Here is a 17707-nt window from a genome sequence, read left to right on the forward strand (position 1 = left end):
CCTAGGCGCCGGTCAGCGCCGCTTCGGTCGGGGCGATCATTGCCGGGCTGCCCACTTCAAACCACAGCCCGGTATGCGACAGGCCATAGAGCCGCCCTTCGGCCATCGCACGGTCCCACAAGACCCCGGTCGAAAAGGCCCCGTCGGGCGCGTCGCGCAACAGGCGCTGCGACACGATCTGAATCCCGGTAAAAATATAAGGCGCGACCCGCCCCGGCTTGCGCCGCGAAATACGCCCCAGCGGATCGAGGTGAAAATCGCCCATGCCGGTGTAATTGTAGGCCTGCGCATGGCTGACCAGCAGCAGGAGCGCGTCCATCCGCGCAGCGTCCCAGGCCTCGCTCAGCGCGGCAAAGGCATTGCGCGGCCCATCGAGCCAGATCGCATCGGTGTTGAGGCAAAAAAACGGGTCCGCCGCGATCAGCGGCGCGGCGCGCACCATCCCGCCGCCGGTTTCCAGCAAGCCGTCGGTTTCGTCGGAAATGGCGATCGACGGCGCCTTTCGCCCCTTCAGATGGGCGACCAGTTGATCGGACAAGTAATGGACATTGACCACCGCGCGCGAAACGCCGGCCTCGACCAGCTTGTCGAGGCTGTAATCGATCAGCGGCTTGCCCACGACGCGCACCAGCGGCTTGGGCCGGGTCGCGGTCAAGGGCCGCATGCGCTTGCCCATCCCGGCAGACAGCAACATCGCGACATCGCTGGCCAGAGGCCCGCCGGGCAAAGGAGCGGTGCGGCGCGGCAGAGGGCGAGGGGTATCGGTCATGCGGCAAAACTCCCGCCCAGAATGCCTGCCGGATCGCGCAGTTCGGCCGGGATGTTGCGATCGAACCAGGCCGCCACCGGGGCCAGCGCCGGATGCGCCAGATCGCGTTCGAGATGAGCCCATACGCGCGGGATCATATCGAGATAGCGCGGTTTGCCGTCGCGTTTCCACAGCCGGACAAAGATCCCGACGATCTTGGCATTGCGCTGCGCCCCGAGCCGGGCATAATCGGCAAGAAACTGTTCGGCATCGACCGGCCCGCCCGATGCCGTGGCCACACCGCGACAATAATGATCGAACATGGCCGCTTCCAGTTCCGGCGCGACATCACGGCGCGCATCCTGCAACAACGAAACCAGATCGTAGGCCGGATGGCCGACCAGCGCATCCTGAAAATCGAGCAGCCCCTGCCGATCGATCCCGCCGAGCAACATGATGTTTTCCGCATGATAGTCGCGCAGCACCGTCACCCCTGGACGCTGACGCGGCAACATCGGAGCGAGCACCTCTTCCCACGCCGTCGTCCATCCCCGGCCATCGACATAAAGCCCGCGCGCCGGGCAAAACCAGTCGATGAACAGCCGCGCCTCGCGCTGATATTCGGACAGCACATAATCGTTGAACGGCCCCGCCGACAGGCGGTGCAGACCGATCAGCGCATCGACCGCGCCGCGATAGACCGCGGCCTCGTCATCGGGCCAGGCATCGACATATTCGCGCATCCGCACATCGCCGAAATCCTCGATCAGGACAAAGCCGCGCGCGACATCCTCGCCAAGGATGCGCGGCGCGCGCAAGCCATTGTCGTCGAGCCAGCGCGCCGCGCGCAAATAAGGTTCGGGGTCTTCACGCGGCGGCGGTGCATGCATCAGCATCGCTGACGCGCCGTCAGGCTTGCGCACACGGAAATAGCGGCGAAACGAAGCATCGCCCGGCAAAGGTTCGATTGTCGCGCCGACCCAGCCGACAGAAGCCAGAAACGGGGTAGCGCTTTCGGGAATGGTCAGATCCATAACCCTCGCTCTTGCCAAAGCCGCCCCGGCTCGACAATGGCCCCTCGACCTTTTTCCCTGATTTCCATGCGGATAGTCAGGCAGCCCGGCTCTTGCCCGAAACCGCCGGCATGATCGGGCCATTCCGCCAGCAGGGCCGCCCCCTGGCGATAATCGTCGAGCCCGATCTCGTCGGCCTCCGACGGATGCGCCAGCCGGTAGAAATCGGCATGAACCACCGGCAGGCGCACAGCGGGCGGATCATAAAGCTCGACGATCTGAAACGTCGGCGACGGGACATCGCCCCGATACCCGAGCGCGGCGAGAATGGCGCGCGCCAGCGTGGTCTTGCCCGCGCCCAACCCGCCTTCGAGCGCGACGACATCGCCCGGCATCAGCGCGGCGGCGATCTTTGCAGCCAGCGCCCCGGTTGCGGCCATGTCGGGCAGGTCGATCGCGATCATGGCAGCATGACCAGCGCGCTGGTCCCCTGTCCCGGCTCCGACATCAGTTCGATCGTGCCCCCGTGCGCCTCGATCAATTGACGCACCAGCGGCAGGCCAAGCCCGCCCCGGCGCTCGACGCTGCGCCCGTCAGGCGAGATGGCCAGCCCTTCGAGCGCGCGGGCAAGCTGTGCCGGCTCCATCCCGCGACCGTTGTCCGACACCACCACTTGCACCTTGCGATTGGGCAGACGCGCGCAATCGATCAGGATGCGCCCGCCCTCGGGCGTTGCCGCCATGGCATTGTCGAGCAAGTGGCCGAAAACGCGGCGCAGGCGGCGCGCGTCGCCGATAACCGTGCCGACCGCATCGGTCCCGCGCAAATCGAGCTTCAACCCGGCCTGCCCGATGCGGTCGGCGCGTTCGTGAACCAGCTCAGTCAAAAGCGCAAAGATCGGCACCGGATCGCGCGACAGGGGCAAAGTACCCGCCTCGCCCTGCGACAGGTCGAGCACGGTTTCGATCTGTTCGCCAAGTCGTTCGACCGAAACGAGAATCGCATCGACATAATCGCGCGCCTGATCGGTCAAATCGCCCGCCAGCCCGCCTTGCAGCATTTCGGCAAACCCCCGGATCGAGGTCAGCGGCGTGCGGAATTCATAGCTCATGTTGGCAATGAAGCGCGTCTTGACCGCATCGGCCTCGATCAGCGCGGCATTGCGTTCGCGCAACATCGTTTCCGCTTTTTGCGAATCGGTGATGTCGAGCACGGTCAACAGGCCATTGCCATCGGGCAACGGCACCCCGGCAAAGGCAAAATGGCGCCCGTCGGCGAGCGCGAGCCGCCCGGTCTGCTGGCGCCGTTCGAGCGTCGCCGCCTCGATCACCTGGGCAATCGTCGCGATTTGCGCCGGACGGCGCAATTTTCCGGCAATATGCGTCAGGATCACGTCGGCGCGCGGATGAGTCGCCAACAGCTCTTCGTCGAGCCCCCAGTCGGCGGCAAAGCGCCGGTTCCACAATTGCAGCTTGCTGTCGGGGCCGAATACCGCGAGCGATTCGAACAGATTGTCGAATGTCGCCGTGCGCGTGCGCAACAGCGTGTCGCGCGTCGCGGAAAGCTGCAGTTGCTCGGTGCGATCTTCAAAGATCATCAACAGCCCGCCATCGGGCATCGGCTGCGCGACGACGCGCAAATGCGTGCCGTCGGACAAGTGCCAGGGCTCCTCGCGCGCTTCGCGGCTGAGGAACCAGCCCTGCCGTTCGCGGCGCCATTCGGGAAAATCGCGCACTTCGGGAAGCCGCCCGCCATCGCGCATGCGATCGAGCACGCGGTCGAACGGCGGCGTATCGACTACAAACGACTGCGGAATGCCAAACAGGCGCAGGAACGGCTGATTGACGAAGACCAGATTGCGGCGGTCGTCGAACTGCGCGATGGCCGCCGACATGATGTCGAGCATCTGCCGCTGCGCCGCGCGGAAACGGCGGAACTGCCGGGTCAGCTCCTCCATTTCCTCGATATCGACGGCGTATCCGGCCACGCCGTCATCACCCAATGGCAGGTCGATCACCCGCAACGAGCGGCGCTGCCCTCCGATCGTCGCCGAAACCACCCGTTCGATCGGCAATCCGCGCGCCAGCGCCGAGCGCGCGATGTCGCGCGGGGTCGTGCCGTCGATCGGCTCGACCAGTTCGGTTGCATTGGCGACGACATCGGTCCCGCTGCGCCCACCGACCGCGCGGACATACGCGGTATTGACCAGCCGCAGCGCAAGATCGGGCCCGCGAAACCACATCGGCAGCGGGGCCGCCTCGATCAGACCGGACAACCCGGCAAAATCGGCCCGCGCACCGGCAGTCTCGGCCCGTAGCCGCCGCAGCTCCTCTTCGCTTTCGGTAAAGTCGAAAAACCATACCAGCGCAGCGCCACCGGGCGAAATCTGCGGATCGGCAAGGTGTCCGCGCACTCCCAGCGCCTTGCCCGTGCCGCGCAGCGCGAGCGTCAGGCGAAACGGGGCGGCGGTCTTTTGCGTGCGGCGCACGGCATCGCTGAGCAAGGAGAGCTGATATTCATCGAGTCCGCGCCCGGACGAACCATGCCCTCGCCCCTCGCCCATGGCATCGAGCTCGGACAAATAGCCGGGCATCGCGTCAAAGCCGAACCACCCGGCAAGCCGCGCCGGTCCCTCGATCCGCCCGTCCGCCCGGACCACCATCGGCAAGGCCGGCGCATCGTCGACCATCCGGCCAAGCCGTCGGGCCAGCCGCAGGCTGCTCTCGGCCCGCCGCTGTCGCGCACGCGCCGCCAGCACCGCCCAGGCCGCCGCAACGGTCCACGCGGCCAACAACAGCCCGATCACGGCCCATGCGGCTTGGTTGAGAAACATCATCACATGGCTAGAGTTGCCGCGCGCGAATTACAACGTTCGTCCACGCCAATCCCCCCGATTTGGCCCCCGATCCGGAGCACCAGACGAGCAAGCGACGCCTCTCCACGCAAAACGCCGGCCAAGACAAGCTTGAACCGGCGTCGCGTATGCGTCGATCCCCTTCCCCGAATCGGGGAAGAAGAAGCCATCAATAACGGTAATGATCGGCCTTGAACGGGCCTTCGGCTTTCACGCCGATATAGGCCGCCTGCTTCGGCGAAAGCCGGGTCAGCGTCACGCCCAGCTTTTCAAGGTGCAGCGCCGCGACTTTTTCGTCGAGGTGCTTGGGCAGGACATAGACCTTGTTTTCATATTCGGCGCTGCGCAGATACAGCTCAAGCTGCGCCAGCGTCTGGTTGGTAAAGCTCGCCGACATGACAAAGCTGGGGTGGCCGGTGGCGCAGCCCAGATTGACGAGACGGCCCTTGGCCAGGATGATGATCTGCTTGCCGTCGGGAAACTCGACGAGGTCGGTGCCGGGCTTCACTTCGGTCCACTTGTAGTTCGACAGCGCCGCAATCTGGATTTCGCTGTCGAAGTGACCGATGTTGCACACGATGCTCATCGGCTTCATCGCCTTCATGTGCTCGGCGGTGATGACGTCTTCATTGCCGGTGCAGGTGACGAAGATGTCGGCGCGCTTGACCGCGTCTTCCATCGTCACGACTTCATAGCCTTCCATCGCCGCCTGCAACGCGCAGATCGGGTCGATTTCGGTGACCATGACGCGCGCGCCGCCATTGCGCAGGCTCGCTGCCGAACCCTTGCCGACATCGCCAAAGCCCGCGACGCAAGCGACCTTGCCGGCCAGCATGACGTCGGTCGCGCGGCGGATCGCATCAACCAGCGATTCCTTGCAGCCGTACAGGTTGTCGAACTTCGACTTCGTCACCGAATCGTTCACGTTGATCGCCGGGAACGGCAGCTTGCCGTCCTTGGCGATGTGATAGAGGCGATGAACCCCGGTGGTGGTTTCTTCGGACACGCCCCTGATGTGCGCAACGCTCATCGTCAGATAGCCCGGCTTTGCCTTCACGAACGCCTTGAGCGCGCGCTGAAATTCGATTTCTTCGGCATTGGTCGGCTCGGGCAGGGTGTCGCCGGCCTCGATCCGCGCGCCCCACAGCGCGAACATCGTGGCATCGCCGCCGTCATCGAGAATGAGATTGGCGGTCTGGCCGCTGCCGTCGTCCCAATCGAAGATGCGGCCGACATAGTCCCAGTAATCGGCCAGGCTTTCGCCCTTGATCGCAAACACCGGGATACCGCGCGCGGCGATCGCGGCGGCGGCATGGTCTTGCGTCGAATAGATGTTGCACGTCGCCCAGCGCACTTCGGCACCGAGCGCGATCAGCGTTTCGATCAGCACGGCGGTCTGGATCGTCATGTGCAGCGATCCGGTGATGCGCGCGCCTTTCAGCGGCTGCGACGCACCGAATTCCTCGCGCAGGGCCATCAGCCCCGGCATTTCGGTTTCCGCGATGGCGATTTCGGCACGGCCATAGTCGGCAAGGCCGATATCGGCGATCACGTAGTCCTGCTGGCTCACGGGGCGGCTCTCCTTGGGCATGAATGATGACATGACGGGCGGGGACATCCGGCACGGATGCGCCCCATGACCCGCGCCTTAGCGGTATCGGAGCATAATATAAAGATGTCTTTATATCTTCCGTCCGTAGCGGACCCAGGATCCTCGTCACCGGTGGATTCGCATGACCCCGCGGTTGCGCTGTCACATCGCGCGCCTATATCAATCGGGCGCAAAGGCACCGCCACTGGCGGCACCCGAAGCCGATGAATCAAATCAGAAAGGAATCTGGGGATGACAATCGCAGTTGGAGACAAGCTGCCCGACGTGAAAGTGGTCAAGGCCACTGCCGAAGGCAACGAAGCGGTGCAGACCACCGACTATTTTGCCGGCAAGAAAGTCGTGCTGTTTTCGGTCCCCGGGGCCTTTACCCCGACGTGCTCGGCCAAGCACTTGCCCGGCTTCGTCGACAAGGCCGCCGCGATCAAGGCCAAGGGCGTCGATGAAATCGCCTGCACCGCTGTCAACGACCCGTTCGTGATGAAGGCCTGGAGCGCTGCTTCGGGTTCTGCCGATGTCACCATGCTGGCCGATGGCAACGGCGATCTGGCCAAGGCGCTCGGCCTCGTGCTCGACGGCACCGGCTTTGGCCTCGGCCTGCGCGGTCAGCGCTTTGCCGCCGTGATCAATGACGGTGTGGTCGAACAACTCCATGTCGAAGCGCCGGGCGACTTCAAGGTCAGTTCGGCCGAATACGTGCTCGAACACCTTTGAGCGATCGACCCGAAAGCCCGGCACGACGCCGGGCTTTCGGGCATGATCAATAGCCCATCAGGCTGAGCACTTCCTTGCGGCTGCGGTTGTCTTCAAGGAAGACGCCGATCAGGCGGCTGGTGATCATGGAGACCCCCGGCGTACGCACGCCGCGCCCGGTCATGCAGCCATGCTGCGCCTCGATCACCACGGCCACGCCGTGCGGCTTCAGATTGTCCCAGATGCACTGCGCGACTTCGCTGGTCAACCGTTCCTGGATCTGCAACCGGCGGGCATAGCCATGAAGCACCCGCGCCAGCTTTGAAATCCCGACCACTTTGTCACGCGGCAAATAGGCGATCGAGGCCGTGCCGACGATCGGCGCCATGTGATGTTCGCAATGCGATTGAAACGGGATACCTTTCAGCAGCACCAGTTCGTGATAGCCGCCCACTTCCTCGAACTGCCGCCCGAGATGGAGTGCAGGATCTTCGCCATAGCCCTGGCAATATTCCTTCCACGCGCGCGCCACGCGCTTGGGCGTGTCGAGCAGGCCTTCGCGCGTCGGATCATCGCCCGACCAGCGGATCAGCGTGCGAATCGCGTCCTGCACAGCGTCGGGCACCGGCATCTTGCCGAGGCGTTCATCGTCGTCATCATCGATGTCCTGGGCGCAACTGGTCATGGCGTGTCCGATTTCCTTCCCCCGCATGTCTGGCCGGCGGGTATCGCCTGCGGCCCATCGCGCACACGGTTTTGCCCGTCGAGGTAGACGCTCGAGCGCTGGATCGCAATGGTCGGCAGAGGCGGCAGGCCACCGCAGATGATCCGCCCGGGATCACGGGATGATCCGCCAAGACCTTATTTGCGCGGCAGAATGACTTCGTCGGGATGCGCGACGTTAAGATCGCGGCGCAACAGTTCGCCGACCAGATCGGGATCGGCATGGCGCGGATCGAGCAGGTCCACGCGATTGTGCAGCCGGTCGCGCTGCGCGGTCAGCCGTGCGATCTCGCGCTGGTTGTGATCGAGCGCACGGGCATTTTCGGTCCAGGCCAGCACCCCGCTCGGCCCGGCCAGCGCAAGCGCGCCGAGCACCAGCAAGACGATCAGCGCCATCGTCTGGGTCAGGCTTTCGCGCGGAAGCCGAAGAGTTTGTCGTTTACGCCGCATTCCGATCACCGAATCACATCCCCCTTGCGGATTCAACCGGGAATCAATGCTTTCATGCCCCGCCGACGCCATCACACGATGAACCGTGCCGGATACACGATGAAATCCGTAAGGTTGCGTACTGCAAGACAACCGGGTCTCCCCCGATCCTTGTGCCGTCAGGATCGGGCCGGGGCGGTTGCAAACGCCCATATTGAAACAGATCGCCGCATGCATGCGACATTTTGACGGATTTTCGGTTCATAAGCCGTCCGGCACCCTTTATCCGCCGGGCAAAGCGCGCCTATCCAGACTTGGGGCTGCATTCCCAGTACATCCGGCCAGGGGGCATCGACACGCGTGAACGACTGGTTATCTGGGCTCAAGATCCGCGCTCGTTGCCTGCTCGGCAAGCATGAGGCAAAGCGAGGCAAAGCACGGCGAATTGATGCGTGCCATTTCGTGAGCACCTGCCGCCACTGCGGCGCTCCGATCCGCAAGCGCCATGGCTTCGAATGGAAGCCATACACCCCCGACGATCAGTCGCCCCGCCAATCAGTCGCCGACGACGAAATCGGGCACCTCTGACCGAGGCGCATGGCGCCAGCGCCAGATCAGCGCCGGCAGAATCATCAGCACGAGACAGAGCGACGTTATCAATCCGCCCAGGATGACCAGCGCCATCGGCCCTTCGATCTCGCGCCCCGCCTGACCGCTTTCCGCCGCGATCGGCAAAAGCGCAAAGCCGGTGACCAGCGCCGTCAACAGAATCGGCGTCACGCGTTCGCGCGTCGCACGCAGGACGGTCTCGAGCGACCAGGGCGCGCCTTCCTCATCGACCAGATGATCGACATGGCTGACCAGCAGGATGGCATTGCGCGCGGAAATCCCGAACAGCGAGATAAATCCGACCAGCGCGCCCAGCGAAATCGTCGCGCCGGTCAACGCCACCGCCGTCATCCCGCCCAGCAGCGCCAACGGCAACCCGGCGAGAATCAACAGTGCCGGGCGCACCCCGCCAAAGGCCACCACCAGCAGAGCGATCATGGCAATGCCGGCAATGGCCACATGCCAGGCGATGTCGCGCTGTGCCGCCGCCGTGCCTTCGGCGGCACCGGCCCACGACAGGAACGTACCGGCTGGCATTTTGACGTCACGGCCGATGCGCGCCTTGGCAGCCGCGACCACGCCCGAAACGTCCGTGCCGGGTGCGACATTGGCGGTCACCACCTGGCGCCGCTGCCCGCCCTGATGCTCGATCACCGCGCGCGTATCGCCCAGCCCGATCGAGGCGATGTCGGACAGCCGCACCGCGTTGCCGCCCGTGCCGCGAACCAGTGTGCGCCCCAGCATTTCGGGATCGCCGCGCAGATCGGGCGGCAAAGTCACCGCGATCGGCACACTGCGGTCGGGCAGCACGATCTGCCCCGCGTCGAGCCCGGCAAATGCCGCCCTGATCGCGTCTCCCGCATCGCCGCGGCCAACCCCGTGCAATGCCATGCGCGCAGGATCGAGCGCGACGCCGAGCATCGGATTGCCCGGCTCCGCTTTCAATTGCACATCGGTCGCGCCCGGCGTTGCGCGCAGGACGGCCGCCACCTCGGCCGCGACATGGTCGAGCGTGTCAAGATCGTTGCCCTGAACGCTGACCGCGATCGCGGCGGTTTCGCCCGACAGGCTTTCGCCGATGCGATCGCCCAGAAACGTCGTGACTTCGCTTTGAATGCCGGGGGTAGCCGCCAGCGCGGCGCGGATCTCGGCCTGCGCATGGTCCTCGCCGCGCGCGCCGACGTCTTTCAGCCGGATATGAAATTCGCCTTTCGCCGGGGGCCAGGTATCCTCGCCCGCTTCGGCTCGGCCGACCTGCTCCTCGACGCTGAGCACTTCGGGCAAGGCCAGCAACCGCCGCGACAGCCGTGTGCCGGTATCGCGCATCCAGTCGAACGACGCGCCGGGCGGCCCGGAAATCCCGACCACGTAATGCTTTTCGCGAAACGAGGGCAGCAGTTCGCTGCCAAACAGCGGCGCCATTGCGACGACCACCATGGCCAGCACGCCCACCACCGTCAGCGCGAGCCCCGGCCTTGCGCAAACCCGCGCCAGCAGACCGGCATGGCGATCCTTGATCCGATCGAGAAACGCCGGCTCATGCGCGGGCGCCCGTCCATCGAGCAACAGGAATGCCAGCGCCGGGGTCACCGTCAGCGCGACCAGCAACGAGGCCAGCGTCGCCAGGATGAAGGCCACCCCGAGCGGCGCGAAAAATGCCCCCTGCAACCCGCTGAGCAGGATCACCGGCAGCATGGTCAGCACCAGCACGAACGTTGCATAGACCACCGGCGCGCGCACTTCGACAGACGCGGCGCCGATGATCGCGCGGCGCTGCGACCGGTCGGTGATCCCGCGCAGGCGACGCACGATGTTTTCAATATCGACGATCGCATCGTCGATCACCACGCCAAGCGCCACGGCCAGCCCGCCCAGCGTCATCGTGTTGATCGTCTGCCCCGCGCGGTCGAGCACGATCAGCGTCGCCAGCAGCGACAAGGGGATCGACACAAAGGCAATCAGTGTCACGCGCGCATCGCGCAAGATGAACAGCAGCACGAGCGCAATCATCACTGCCCCGACAATCAGGTCGATCGTCAGCCCGTGCAGCGCGGCATCGATGAAATTGGCCGGGCGATGCAGCGCCGGGCTTACCGTCACCCCTTGCGCCGCCAGTGCCGGGCCAAGCTCGGCCAGAGCCACCTCCGCCGCGTGAGTCGCATCGAGCGTGTTGGCGCCATACTGGCTCGACAATGTCATCAGCACGCCCGGACGCCCCATGATCAACGCATCGCCCACGCGCGGCGCCGGGGCGTCGATCACGCGCGCGACATCGCCGATCCGCGTGCTTCCCCCGGGGCCGTTGCCGACCACGGCGGCGGCAATCGCGGCCGCATCGGCAGCGCTCGAACCCGGATCGATCACGATCCGCTGATTGGGCGTATCGGCAAAGCCGCCGCCGGTGATCGCCACCGTGCGCGACACCGCATCGCGCAAGTCGGCAAGACCAAGCCCGCGCGCATAGAGCCGCGCCGTATCGGCCTGAACCTCGATACGCCGGTCATCGCCGCCAAACACATTGGCGCGCGCCACCCCCGATGCCGAGAGCAGACGCGGCTTGACCGTCCATTGGACAAGATCGCGCAACTGCATCGGCGTCAGCCGGTCAGAGGTAAACCCGATTTTGAGCAGATCCATCGTCGAGGACACGAGCGGCGAAATGCGCGGCGAATCCACCCCCGCAGGCAAAGTCGACGCCGCATCGGCCAACGCTTCGGCAACTTGCTGGCGCGCGCGATAAGTATCAAGGCCGGTCTTGAATGTGACATCGATCACCGACAGTCCCTGAATCGACTGCGACCGCACGGTATCGACGCCGTTGGCGCCATTGATCACCGCTTCGAGCGGGCGCGTGACCAGCATTTCGACTTGCCGCGCCGAAAGCCCGGGCGCCTCGGTCTGAACCGAGGCCTGCGGCGGCACGAATTCGGGAAAGACGTCGTAGGCCGCGCTGCGCAGCGTCATCGCGCCAAGCACAAGCACGACAAGCGCGGCAAGCAGCACCAACCACGGATAGCGCAGCGACTGGCGAACGATAAGCGACAGCATCGGCTCAGTCGCCCCCGCCGCCGGGGGCCGACGACCGCTCGAGCCCGAGCAGCGTCCCGGCGCCCGCCACGACCAGCCGGTCGCCGGGCCTGAGCGCCCCGCCCAGCGGCACGAACCAGCCATCGCCGACCGGGATCGCCGCCATGCCCGGCGCATCGAGCGCCACGCGTTCAAAGTTTTCCGGGCCCGTCGCGCGCCAGACCTGAAGTGCACCGTCGGCGCGCACGATCGCTTCGCGCGGGACGATCACCCCTTCGCGCCCGGTGCCGGTCGCCCGATGCGCCGCGAGCACGCGTCCGACCCCGGCCTGGGCCGCCGCCGGTCCTTCAAGCAGCGCCAGCGCGCCCGCACTCTGCAATTGGGTATCCCCGGCCGTGGCCGGGCCGAGCACACGCACCGTCGCACGCGTCGCCCCAAGATCGACGTCGACCGCCGCGCCCGCAGGCACCGCCCCATCGGGAAAATCGATGCGCAAGATGGCAAGGCCGCCGTGCGCGGCTTCGGCAGCAAGCCGCTCCGCCCCGGCACACCCCGCCTTGCCCAGCGCGGGCCCGAATTCGAGCGCAGGCCGTCGGCATGCCGTCGCAAGGCGCGCGGCATCCTGCCCTTCCTGCGCTCGTGCGGCATCGAGATCGCGGCGCGAAGCCCCGGCATCGGCAGCAACCAGCGCCGTCAGCCGGGCCAGTTCGCGCGCCGATCCGTCATGCGCGGCCCGCGCGGCAGCGATCTCGCCCGCGATCACTCCCAGCGGCGCGGGATCGATCGCCCGGGCAAAGCCATCCGCCGTCGCTGCCACGCGGCGCGCGACAATCGGCGCGATACGCACCCCCGCCTCGCGCTGCACGCTGGCCTCGACGTGCAGACCGGGCCCCGCGTCCGACTTTGCCGCTGCGGCGGCATGATCGTCGGCCTCAACCAGGTGCGGCGCTGCAAAATGCATGCCGAGCGCGCCAAGCGCCAGCCCTGCCACCCCCAGAAAGGCTCCTTGCCAAGGCTTCACGGTCGGTCATCTCCAGCAAGGGCGGGGTCGGTACGCACCGAAATCAGGGTTTCCGGACCATCGAGCGGACGACGCAACGCCGCTTCCAGGCCGATTTGCGCCAGACGCAGCCGCGCCAGAGCATCGATCGCGGCAAGCCGCGCGGCAGCGTCGGCGCTCTTTGCCGCAGCCCAGTCCGCGCGATCGATCGCACCCAGCCGCAATTGCGCATCGGCGCGATCGGCGGCAAGCCGGGCCTGCGGCAATTCTTCATGTGTCAGGCGCGCCAGTGCGGCTTCGGCGGCGGCGCGTTCGCTGGCCGCCGTGTCGATCGCGCCTTGCGCGTCGGCGAGCGCGGATTCGATCGCTTGCCCGGCGGCCGCCCGATGCGCCTCGGCAGCCATGATGGCGCTGCGATTGAGGTCAAACGAGGGTGCCTGAAGGGCGATCCCAAACGGAATGTGGATCAATCCGCCTTCCCAGGAATAGCCCGGCGCGAGGCTGATTGAGGGCGTCTGCCTGGCCACTTCGACGCGCAGCGCCGCCTCGGCCTGATCATAGGCGACCATTGTCCGCATCACATCGGCGCGATGGACCAAGGCGGCCTGTTTCAAGCCCGGCGTGATCGCAGGCGCCGGCGGCACCGCATCGAAATCGGGCCAGAGCAGCGCCACGCCATCAAACGCGGAAACCGGAACGCCAAGCACTGTGGCGATGGCGGCGCGACCGCCGACAATGCGTGCGCGGGCATCATCGCGCGCGCGGGCAGCGGCAGCACGGGCAGCCCGCACCGGGGCCAGCGACAGCGCGGACATTTCGCCGCCGTCGACGCGGCGCCGCATCGCCGCCAACTGCCGATCGTAAAGCGCCACCAATTCGTCGCCGAGCGCGACCTGACGCTCGCCTGCAAAGACATCGACCAGCCCGCGCGCCGCCGCGATCCGTTCCGCCCAGACCACTTCGACAAGATCATAACCGGCGCCGACCACGCCAAGGTCTGCCCCGCGAATCCGCCCTGCCCGGCGTCCGCCGAAATCGAGTTGCACATCGGCGGTGGCGCCGATCGTCCAGGGCGCGGGCATCGAGGGATCGTTGGTATAATCGCTCGCTACCGACAGCATCGGGTTTGCCGCCTTGTGCGCGAGCCGGGCATCGCGGCGCGCCGCCACGACACCGGCGCGCGCGGCGGCCACGCGCGGATCGTCGGACAGGATCGCGGCAAACAGTGCCAATCGGTCGATTCCCCCTTCGGGGCGCCGCGTTCCGGGCGCAAGCGTCGCCGCTCGTGCAGCAATCGCCGACACATCGAGCCCCCCGCCCACGCGCGCCGCAGCCCGCGCGGGCAAGTCGACCGGCGCGGGCGGCACGCGCATGCATCCGCCCGCCATGGCCACAACGCCAGAGGCAGACAGTACCGCAAGGGACAGTTTGAAATTCAATCGCCGGACTTTCACGATGCCGGGGGTATTCTGCCCGGCTGCGCACAACAAGATGTTGCATGACAGATCACGATTATAAATTTGCAACACACTGACCAATACCTGAAACACGCGACCGATCACGGTGGTGTGGCGGCGTCTGCGCCGCAGTGCAAAAGCCGTTGCAACAGATGAAGGATACCTTGCCCGTGGCACTTGACGACCCCCGGCTTTCCGATGCAGCCACCGCTGCGCTTGCCTTGCGCTATGGCGCCGACCGTCCCGCCCGGCTGCGCTGGAACCCGACCATCGCCGGATTGCTCGCGCATCGGTCGGTGCGCGCCTATCTGCCCGATGCCCTGCCCGAAGGCACGATCGAAACGCTGATCGCGGCGGCGCAATCGGCGTCCACGTCGTCCAATCTGCAAGTGTGGAGCGTCGTTGCCATCCATGACGCGGACAAACGCGCCCGCCTTGCCGCAGTGGCCGGTGGACAAAAGCATATCATCGAAGCGCCGACGATCCTGCTGTTCGTTGCCGATCTCGCCCGCGCCCATCTGATCGCCAGCGACGCCGGCGCCTCGGCCGAAGGATACGACTACCTCGAAAGCTATACCGTGGCAGCGATCGATGCCGCGCTGGCAGCGCAAAATGCCGTGGTCGCGGCGGAATCGCTGGGGCTTGGTACGGTCTATATCGGCGCGCTGCGCAACAATCCCGAGGCCGTCGCCGCGCTGGCCGACCTGCCCCCGCATGCGGCGGTCATGTTCGGGCTTGTCGTCGGCCATCCCGATCCGGCGCGGCCCGCGTCGGTCAAACCGCGGCTGCCGCAAGAGGTTGTCCTGCACCAGGAGACGTATGATCTGACGGCGCAGCGCGAACCGGTCGCGCGCTATGACGAAACCGCCCGCGCGTTTCAGATCGCCCAGGGTCAGCAACCCGTCGGCTGGCGCGCGCTGATCATCAGCCGGGGGCGCGATGCCGCCGCGCTCAACGGTCGCGACCGGCTCAAAGCCGCGCTGCGGCTGCTCGGTTTTGGCTTGCGCTGATCCGGGCTTGACGTAACATGGCTGGCTTTCCCGTTTGAAAGCAAAACTGTTTTCCAATCTCTACCTTATCGGTAGTAATTGCCGCACTGCGCCAGAGGGGGCGCCATGCAACAGGGAACCAGCCATGAAATTTCGCCCGATCGCGTCGTCCGCCTTTGCCCTTTTGGTGGCGGGCCTGCCGGTGATGGCGCTGGCCGATACCCCCGCCCCCGCCGCATCTGACCCGGCGGCATCGGACGCACGTAACGACGACATCGTCGTCACCGCGCAGCGCCGCCGCGAAACCGCGCAAAACACCGGCGTCGCGCTGACCGTGCTGTCGGGCGATCAATTGGCGCGGCGCGGGGTGACCAATATCAACCAGTTGCAGGACGAAGTGCCGGGGCTCGAAATCGTCCCCGCGTTTGGCGGCGGTCAGCCGCAGTTCCGGCTGCGCGGTGTCGGCTTTGACGATTATGCCGACAACAACTCCCCGACTGTCGGCGTCTATGTCGACGAAGTGGCTTACCCGGTTCCGGTCATGACCCAGGGCGCGCTGTTCGACATCGATCGGGTCGAAGTGCTGCGCGGGCCGCAGGGCACGCTCTATGGCCGCAACACCACCGGCGGCGCGATCAATTTCGTTTCGAAAAAGCCGACCGATCAGCTTTCGGCGGGGATCGACCTCGATTACGGCAAGTTCAACGCGTTCAAGGGCGAAGGGTATATTTCGGGCCCGTTGACCGATACCTTGCGTTTCCGCGTTGCCGCAATCACCGAACAGGGCGGCGGGTTTCAGTATAACCGCAACACCGGGCAAAGCCTGGGCGATGCCAACCGCCTGTTCGGCAAAGCCACGCTCGAATGGCGCCCGTCGTCGACGGCGACGATCACGCTGTCGGCCCACGGCGGCTATGACAAGTCGGAACTGACCGGGCTTTACCTGTTCGAGCCGTTTCAAACCAAGGGCTATGGCGTCGGCACGCCGGGCGCGATCATTCCCGCCGATACCAGCAACCGCGCCACCGGCTGGGGCACGTCGTCAACTTTCGCCTCGCTGATCGGCTGGAACGCGAATTCCAAGCCGGGCCGCGACAACATTTCGCAAGGCGTCAGCCTTAACGCCGCGATCGACCTCAGCCCTTCGGTCAAGCTGACCAGCATCACCGCCTACGATTATTTCCGCCGTGGCGAACTGCAATCGTGGGATGCGTCGAGCGCCGAGGAATCCGAGGAATTCTGGTACGGCAACGTGCGCGTGCTGTCGCAGGAACTGCGCCTGTCGTCGCAGGGCAAGAGCGCGCTCGACTGGGTCGGCGGCGTCTATTATTCGCACCAGTTGCAAAACGACGGCTTCTACTCCGATTTCACCCAGAGCCTCGGCTTCACCACCAACACCAGCTACCGCCAATATGTCGATTCGATCAGCGGATATGGGCAATTGGCCTATCACGTGACCAGCAAGGTGACGCTGATCGGCGGCTTGCGCTTCGAACATGAAAACCGGCGCCTGCGCGATTTTTCGACCGAGATCGGCAGCGCCGTGACGTTTGCCGACGGCAACCGCAACACCGGGTTCGATCAGGTTTCGGGCAAGGCGGGCATCGAATACCGCCCGGCAACGGGGCTGCTGCTCTATGCCAATGCCAGCCGCGGGGTGAAATCGGGCGGCTTTACCGCGTACAATTCGCCCTATCAGAACCAGATCGACGCGTTCCAGCCCGAAACGCTCTATGCTTATGAAGCAGGCTTCAAGGGCGATCTTGCCCCGGGCGTGCGGCTCAACGGGGCGGCATTCTATTATGACTATCGCAACCAGCAAGTGCTCGGCACCGTGCTCGATCAGCAATCGGGCCTGATCGGCCGGATCACCAATGCGCCGAAATCGGAAATCTACGGCGTCGAAGGCGAATTGGTGCTGAGCCCGGTCAAGGGCCTGCGCATGTCGCAATCGCTGGCATGGAAATACGGCAAATATCTCGATTACAACGCGATCGACACGTCATCCCTGCAAGGCAGCGTCGGCAGCTATACCGCCAGCACGATCAACTATGCCGGCAAGCCCCTGCCGATCGCGCGGCTGAGCTATCAGGGCAGCGCGAGCTATACCGCCCCGATCGGCGGCTATGCGCTCGAAGCGGGAACCGATTATTCCTATCGCGGGCGGCTGCCCTCGTTTCTGGGCACGCTCTATGATCTGCCCGGCCACTGGATCGTCAATGCCAATCTGACGCTGCGCCCCGATCAGGGTGTCTGGTCGATCGGGATTTATGGGCGCAATGTGTTCAACGCGCATTATGACCTCGTGCGGAATTACTTCCTGCCGAATGCCAAAGTTGCCCAGCCGGGTCGCCCGGCAAGCTACGGCATTCAGCTCGGGTATCATTTCTGACGAACCGCTGATCAAGTCTTCTTCTTAGGAATCAAGCCGTTATTCTGACACACCTGCCCCCGCATCGTCGTTCCCGCGAAGGCGGGAAACCAGCTTTTCTGACGGTAAAGGGAAAAAGAAGCTGGATTCCCGCCTTCGCGGGAATGACGAGGTGTGTTGGGTCT

The 17707-nt window shown here is 65.4% G+C and carries 13 protein-coding genes; 3 read left to right on the top strand and 10 right to left on the bottom strand.

The window, feature by feature from the left end:
• Position 1 precedes the first annotated feature (1 nt).
• The 5 genes from AQZ50_RS04080 to ahcY form a co-directional block, all read right to left on the bottom strand.
• On the bottom strand, positions 2-769 hold the full coding sequence (locus AQZ50_RS04080; protein ID WP_067742975.1) for a nucleotidyltransferase family protein: 768 nt from the start codon (positions 767-769) through the stop codon (positions 2-4).
• Positions 766-1782 carry an aminoglycoside phosphotransferase family protein gene (locus AQZ50_RS04085; protein WP_067742977.1) on the bottom strand — a complete coding sequence of 339 codons (1017 nt, stop codon included), beginning with the start codon at positions 1780-1782 and terminating at the stop codon, positions 766-768. Before AQZ50_RS04085 ends, AQZ50_RS04080 begins: the two co-directional genes overlap by 4 nt.
• Positions 1773-2225, bottom strand: a complete 453-nt coding sequence (gene tsaE, locus AQZ50_RS04090) for a tRNA (adenosine(37)-N6)-threonylcarbamoyltransferase complex ATPase subunit type 1 TsaE (RefSeq protein ID WP_067742980.1) — start codon at positions 2223-2225, stop codon at positions 1773-1775. The genes AQZ50_RS04085 and tsaE overlap by 10 nt, the downstream gene beginning before the upstream one ends.
• The gene (locus AQZ50_RS04095; protein ID WP_067743798.1) at positions 2222-4594 is read right to left on the bottom strand and encodes a sensor histidine kinase; all 2373 of its coding nucleotides are present in this window, start codon (positions 4592-4594) and stop codon (positions 2222-2224) included. The genes tsaE and AQZ50_RS04095 overlap by 4 nt, the downstream gene beginning before the upstream one ends.
• A gap of 190 nt (positions 4595-4784) precedes the next feature.
• Positions 4785-6206: an adenosylhomocysteinase gene (gene ahcY, locus AQZ50_RS04100; protein ID WP_369801374.1), complete on the bottom strand. Its 1422-nt coding sequence runs from the start codon at positions 6204-6206 to the stop codon at positions 4785-4787.
• Between the two features lie 252 nt (positions 6207-6458).
• Between ahcY and AQZ50_RS04105 the strand changes: the two genes are divergently transcribed.
• The gene (locus AQZ50_RS04105) at positions 6459-6938 is read left to right on the top strand and encodes a peroxiredoxin (protein ID WP_067742986.1); all 480 of its coding nucleotides are present in this window, start codon (positions 6459-6461) and stop codon (positions 6936-6938) included.
• 46 nt (positions 6939-6984) lie between these two features.
• On the opposite strand, the gene folE is transcribed toward AQZ50_RS04105, so the two are convergent.
• The 5 genes from folE to AQZ50_RS04135 all read right to left on the bottom strand — a co-directional run bounded on the left by folE (position 6985) and on the right by AQZ50_RS04135 (position 14078).
• Complete coding sequence (gene folE / locus AQZ50_RS04110; protein WP_067742989.1) at positions 6985-7602, bottom strand: GTP cyclohydrolase I FolE; 618 nt, start codon at positions 7600-7602, stop codon at positions 6985-6987.
• Between the two features lie 176 nt (positions 7603-7778).
• Entirely contained in the window at positions 7779-8090 is a 312-nt protein-coding gene (locus AQZ50_RS04115) for an FtsB family cell division protein (protein WP_067743801.1), read from the bottom strand.
• 534 nt (positions 8091-8624) lie between these two features.
• Positions 8625-11726: an efflux RND transporter permease subunit gene (locus tag AQZ50_RS04125; protein ID WP_067742995.1), complete on the bottom strand. Its 3102-nt coding sequence runs from the start codon at positions 11724-11726 to the stop codon at positions 8625-8627.
• A gap of 4 nt (positions 11727-11730) precedes the next feature.
• On the bottom strand, positions 11731-12726 hold the full coding sequence (locus tag AQZ50_RS04130) for an efflux RND transporter periplasmic adaptor subunit (RefSeq protein WP_067742998.1): 996 nt from the start codon (positions 12724-12726) through the stop codon (positions 11731-11733).
• Positions 12723-14078: a TolC family protein gene (locus AQZ50_RS04135; RefSeq protein WP_231730101.1), complete on the bottom strand. Its 1356-nt coding sequence runs from the start codon at positions 14076-14078 to the stop codon at positions 12723-12725. Before AQZ50_RS04135 ends, AQZ50_RS04130 begins: the two co-directional genes overlap by 4 nt.
• A gap of 254 nt (positions 14079-14332) precedes the next feature.
• Between AQZ50_RS04135 and AQZ50_RS04140 the strand changes: the two genes are divergently transcribed.
• Together AQZ50_RS04140 and AQZ50_RS04145 are read left to right on the top strand one after the other, a co-directional pair.
• The gene (locus AQZ50_RS04140; RefSeq protein ID WP_082703429.1) at positions 14333-15172 is read left to right on the top strand and encodes a nitroreductase family protein; all 840 of its coding nucleotides are present in this window, start codon (positions 14333-14335) and stop codon (positions 15170-15172) included.
• A 124-nt stretch (positions 15173-15296) separates the two neighbouring features.
• Positions 15297-17543, top strand: a complete 2247-nt coding sequence (locus AQZ50_RS04145; protein WP_067743004.1) for a TonB-dependent receptor — start codon at positions 15297-15299, stop codon at positions 17541-17543.
• Positions 17544-17707: the final 164 nt, after the last annotated feature.

The sequence above is a fragment of the Novosphingobium sp. Fuku2-ISO-50 genome (assembly GCF_001519055.1).
Taxonomy (GTDB): Bacteria; Pseudomonadota; Alphaproteobacteria; order Sphingomonadales; family Sphingomonadaceae; genus Novosphingobium.

What these genes read in the sequence shown, in the direction of transcription:
- ahcY (WP_369801374.1), bottom strand. Translation starts at nt 6,206, where the DNA reads ATGCCCAAGGAGAGCCGCCCCGTGAGCCAGCAGGACTACGTGATCGCC.
- tsaE (WP_067742980.1), bottom strand. Translation starts at nt 2,225, where the DNA reads ATGATCGCGATCGACCTGCCCGACATGGCCGCAACCGGGGCGCTGGCT.
- folE (WP_067742989.1), bottom strand. Translation starts at nt 7,602, where the DNA reads ATGACCAGTTGCGCCCAGGACATCGATGATGACGACGATGAACGCCTC.
- AQZ50_RS04135 (WP_231730101.1), bottom strand. Translation starts at nt 14,078, where the DNA reads ATGCGCGTGCCGCCCGCGCCGGTCGACTTGCCCGCGCGGGCTGCGGCG.
- AQZ50_RS04145 (WP_067743004.1), top strand. Translation starts at nt 15,297, where the DNA reads ATGAAATTTCGCCCGATCGCGTCGTCCGCCTTTGCCCTTTTGGTGGCG.
- AQZ50_RS04095 (WP_067743798.1), bottom strand. Translation starts at nt 4,594, where the DNA reads ATGTTTCTCAACCAAGCCGCATGGGCCGTGATCGGGCTGTTGTTGGCC.
- AQZ50_RS04115 (WP_067743801.1), bottom strand. Translation starts at nt 8,090, where the DNA reads ATGCGGCGTAAACGACAAACTCTTCGGCTTCCGCGCGAAAGCCTGACC.
- AQZ50_RS04125 (WP_067742995.1), bottom strand. Translation starts at nt 11,726, where the DNA reads ATGCTGTCGCTTATCGTTCGCCAGTCGCTGCGCTATCCGTGGTTGGTG.
- AQZ50_RS04080 (WP_067742975.1), bottom strand. Translation starts at nt 769, where the DNA reads ATGACCGATACCCCTCGCCCTCTGCCGCGCCGCACCGCTCCTTTGCCC.
- AQZ50_RS04105 (WP_067742986.1), top strand. Translation starts at nt 6,459, where the DNA reads ATGACAATCGCAGTTGGAGACAAGCTGCCCGACGTGAAAGTGGTCAAG.
- AQZ50_RS04085 (WP_067742977.1), bottom strand. Translation starts at nt 1,782, where the DNA reads ATGGATCTGACCATTCCCGAAAGCGCTACCCCGTTTCTGGCTTCTGTC.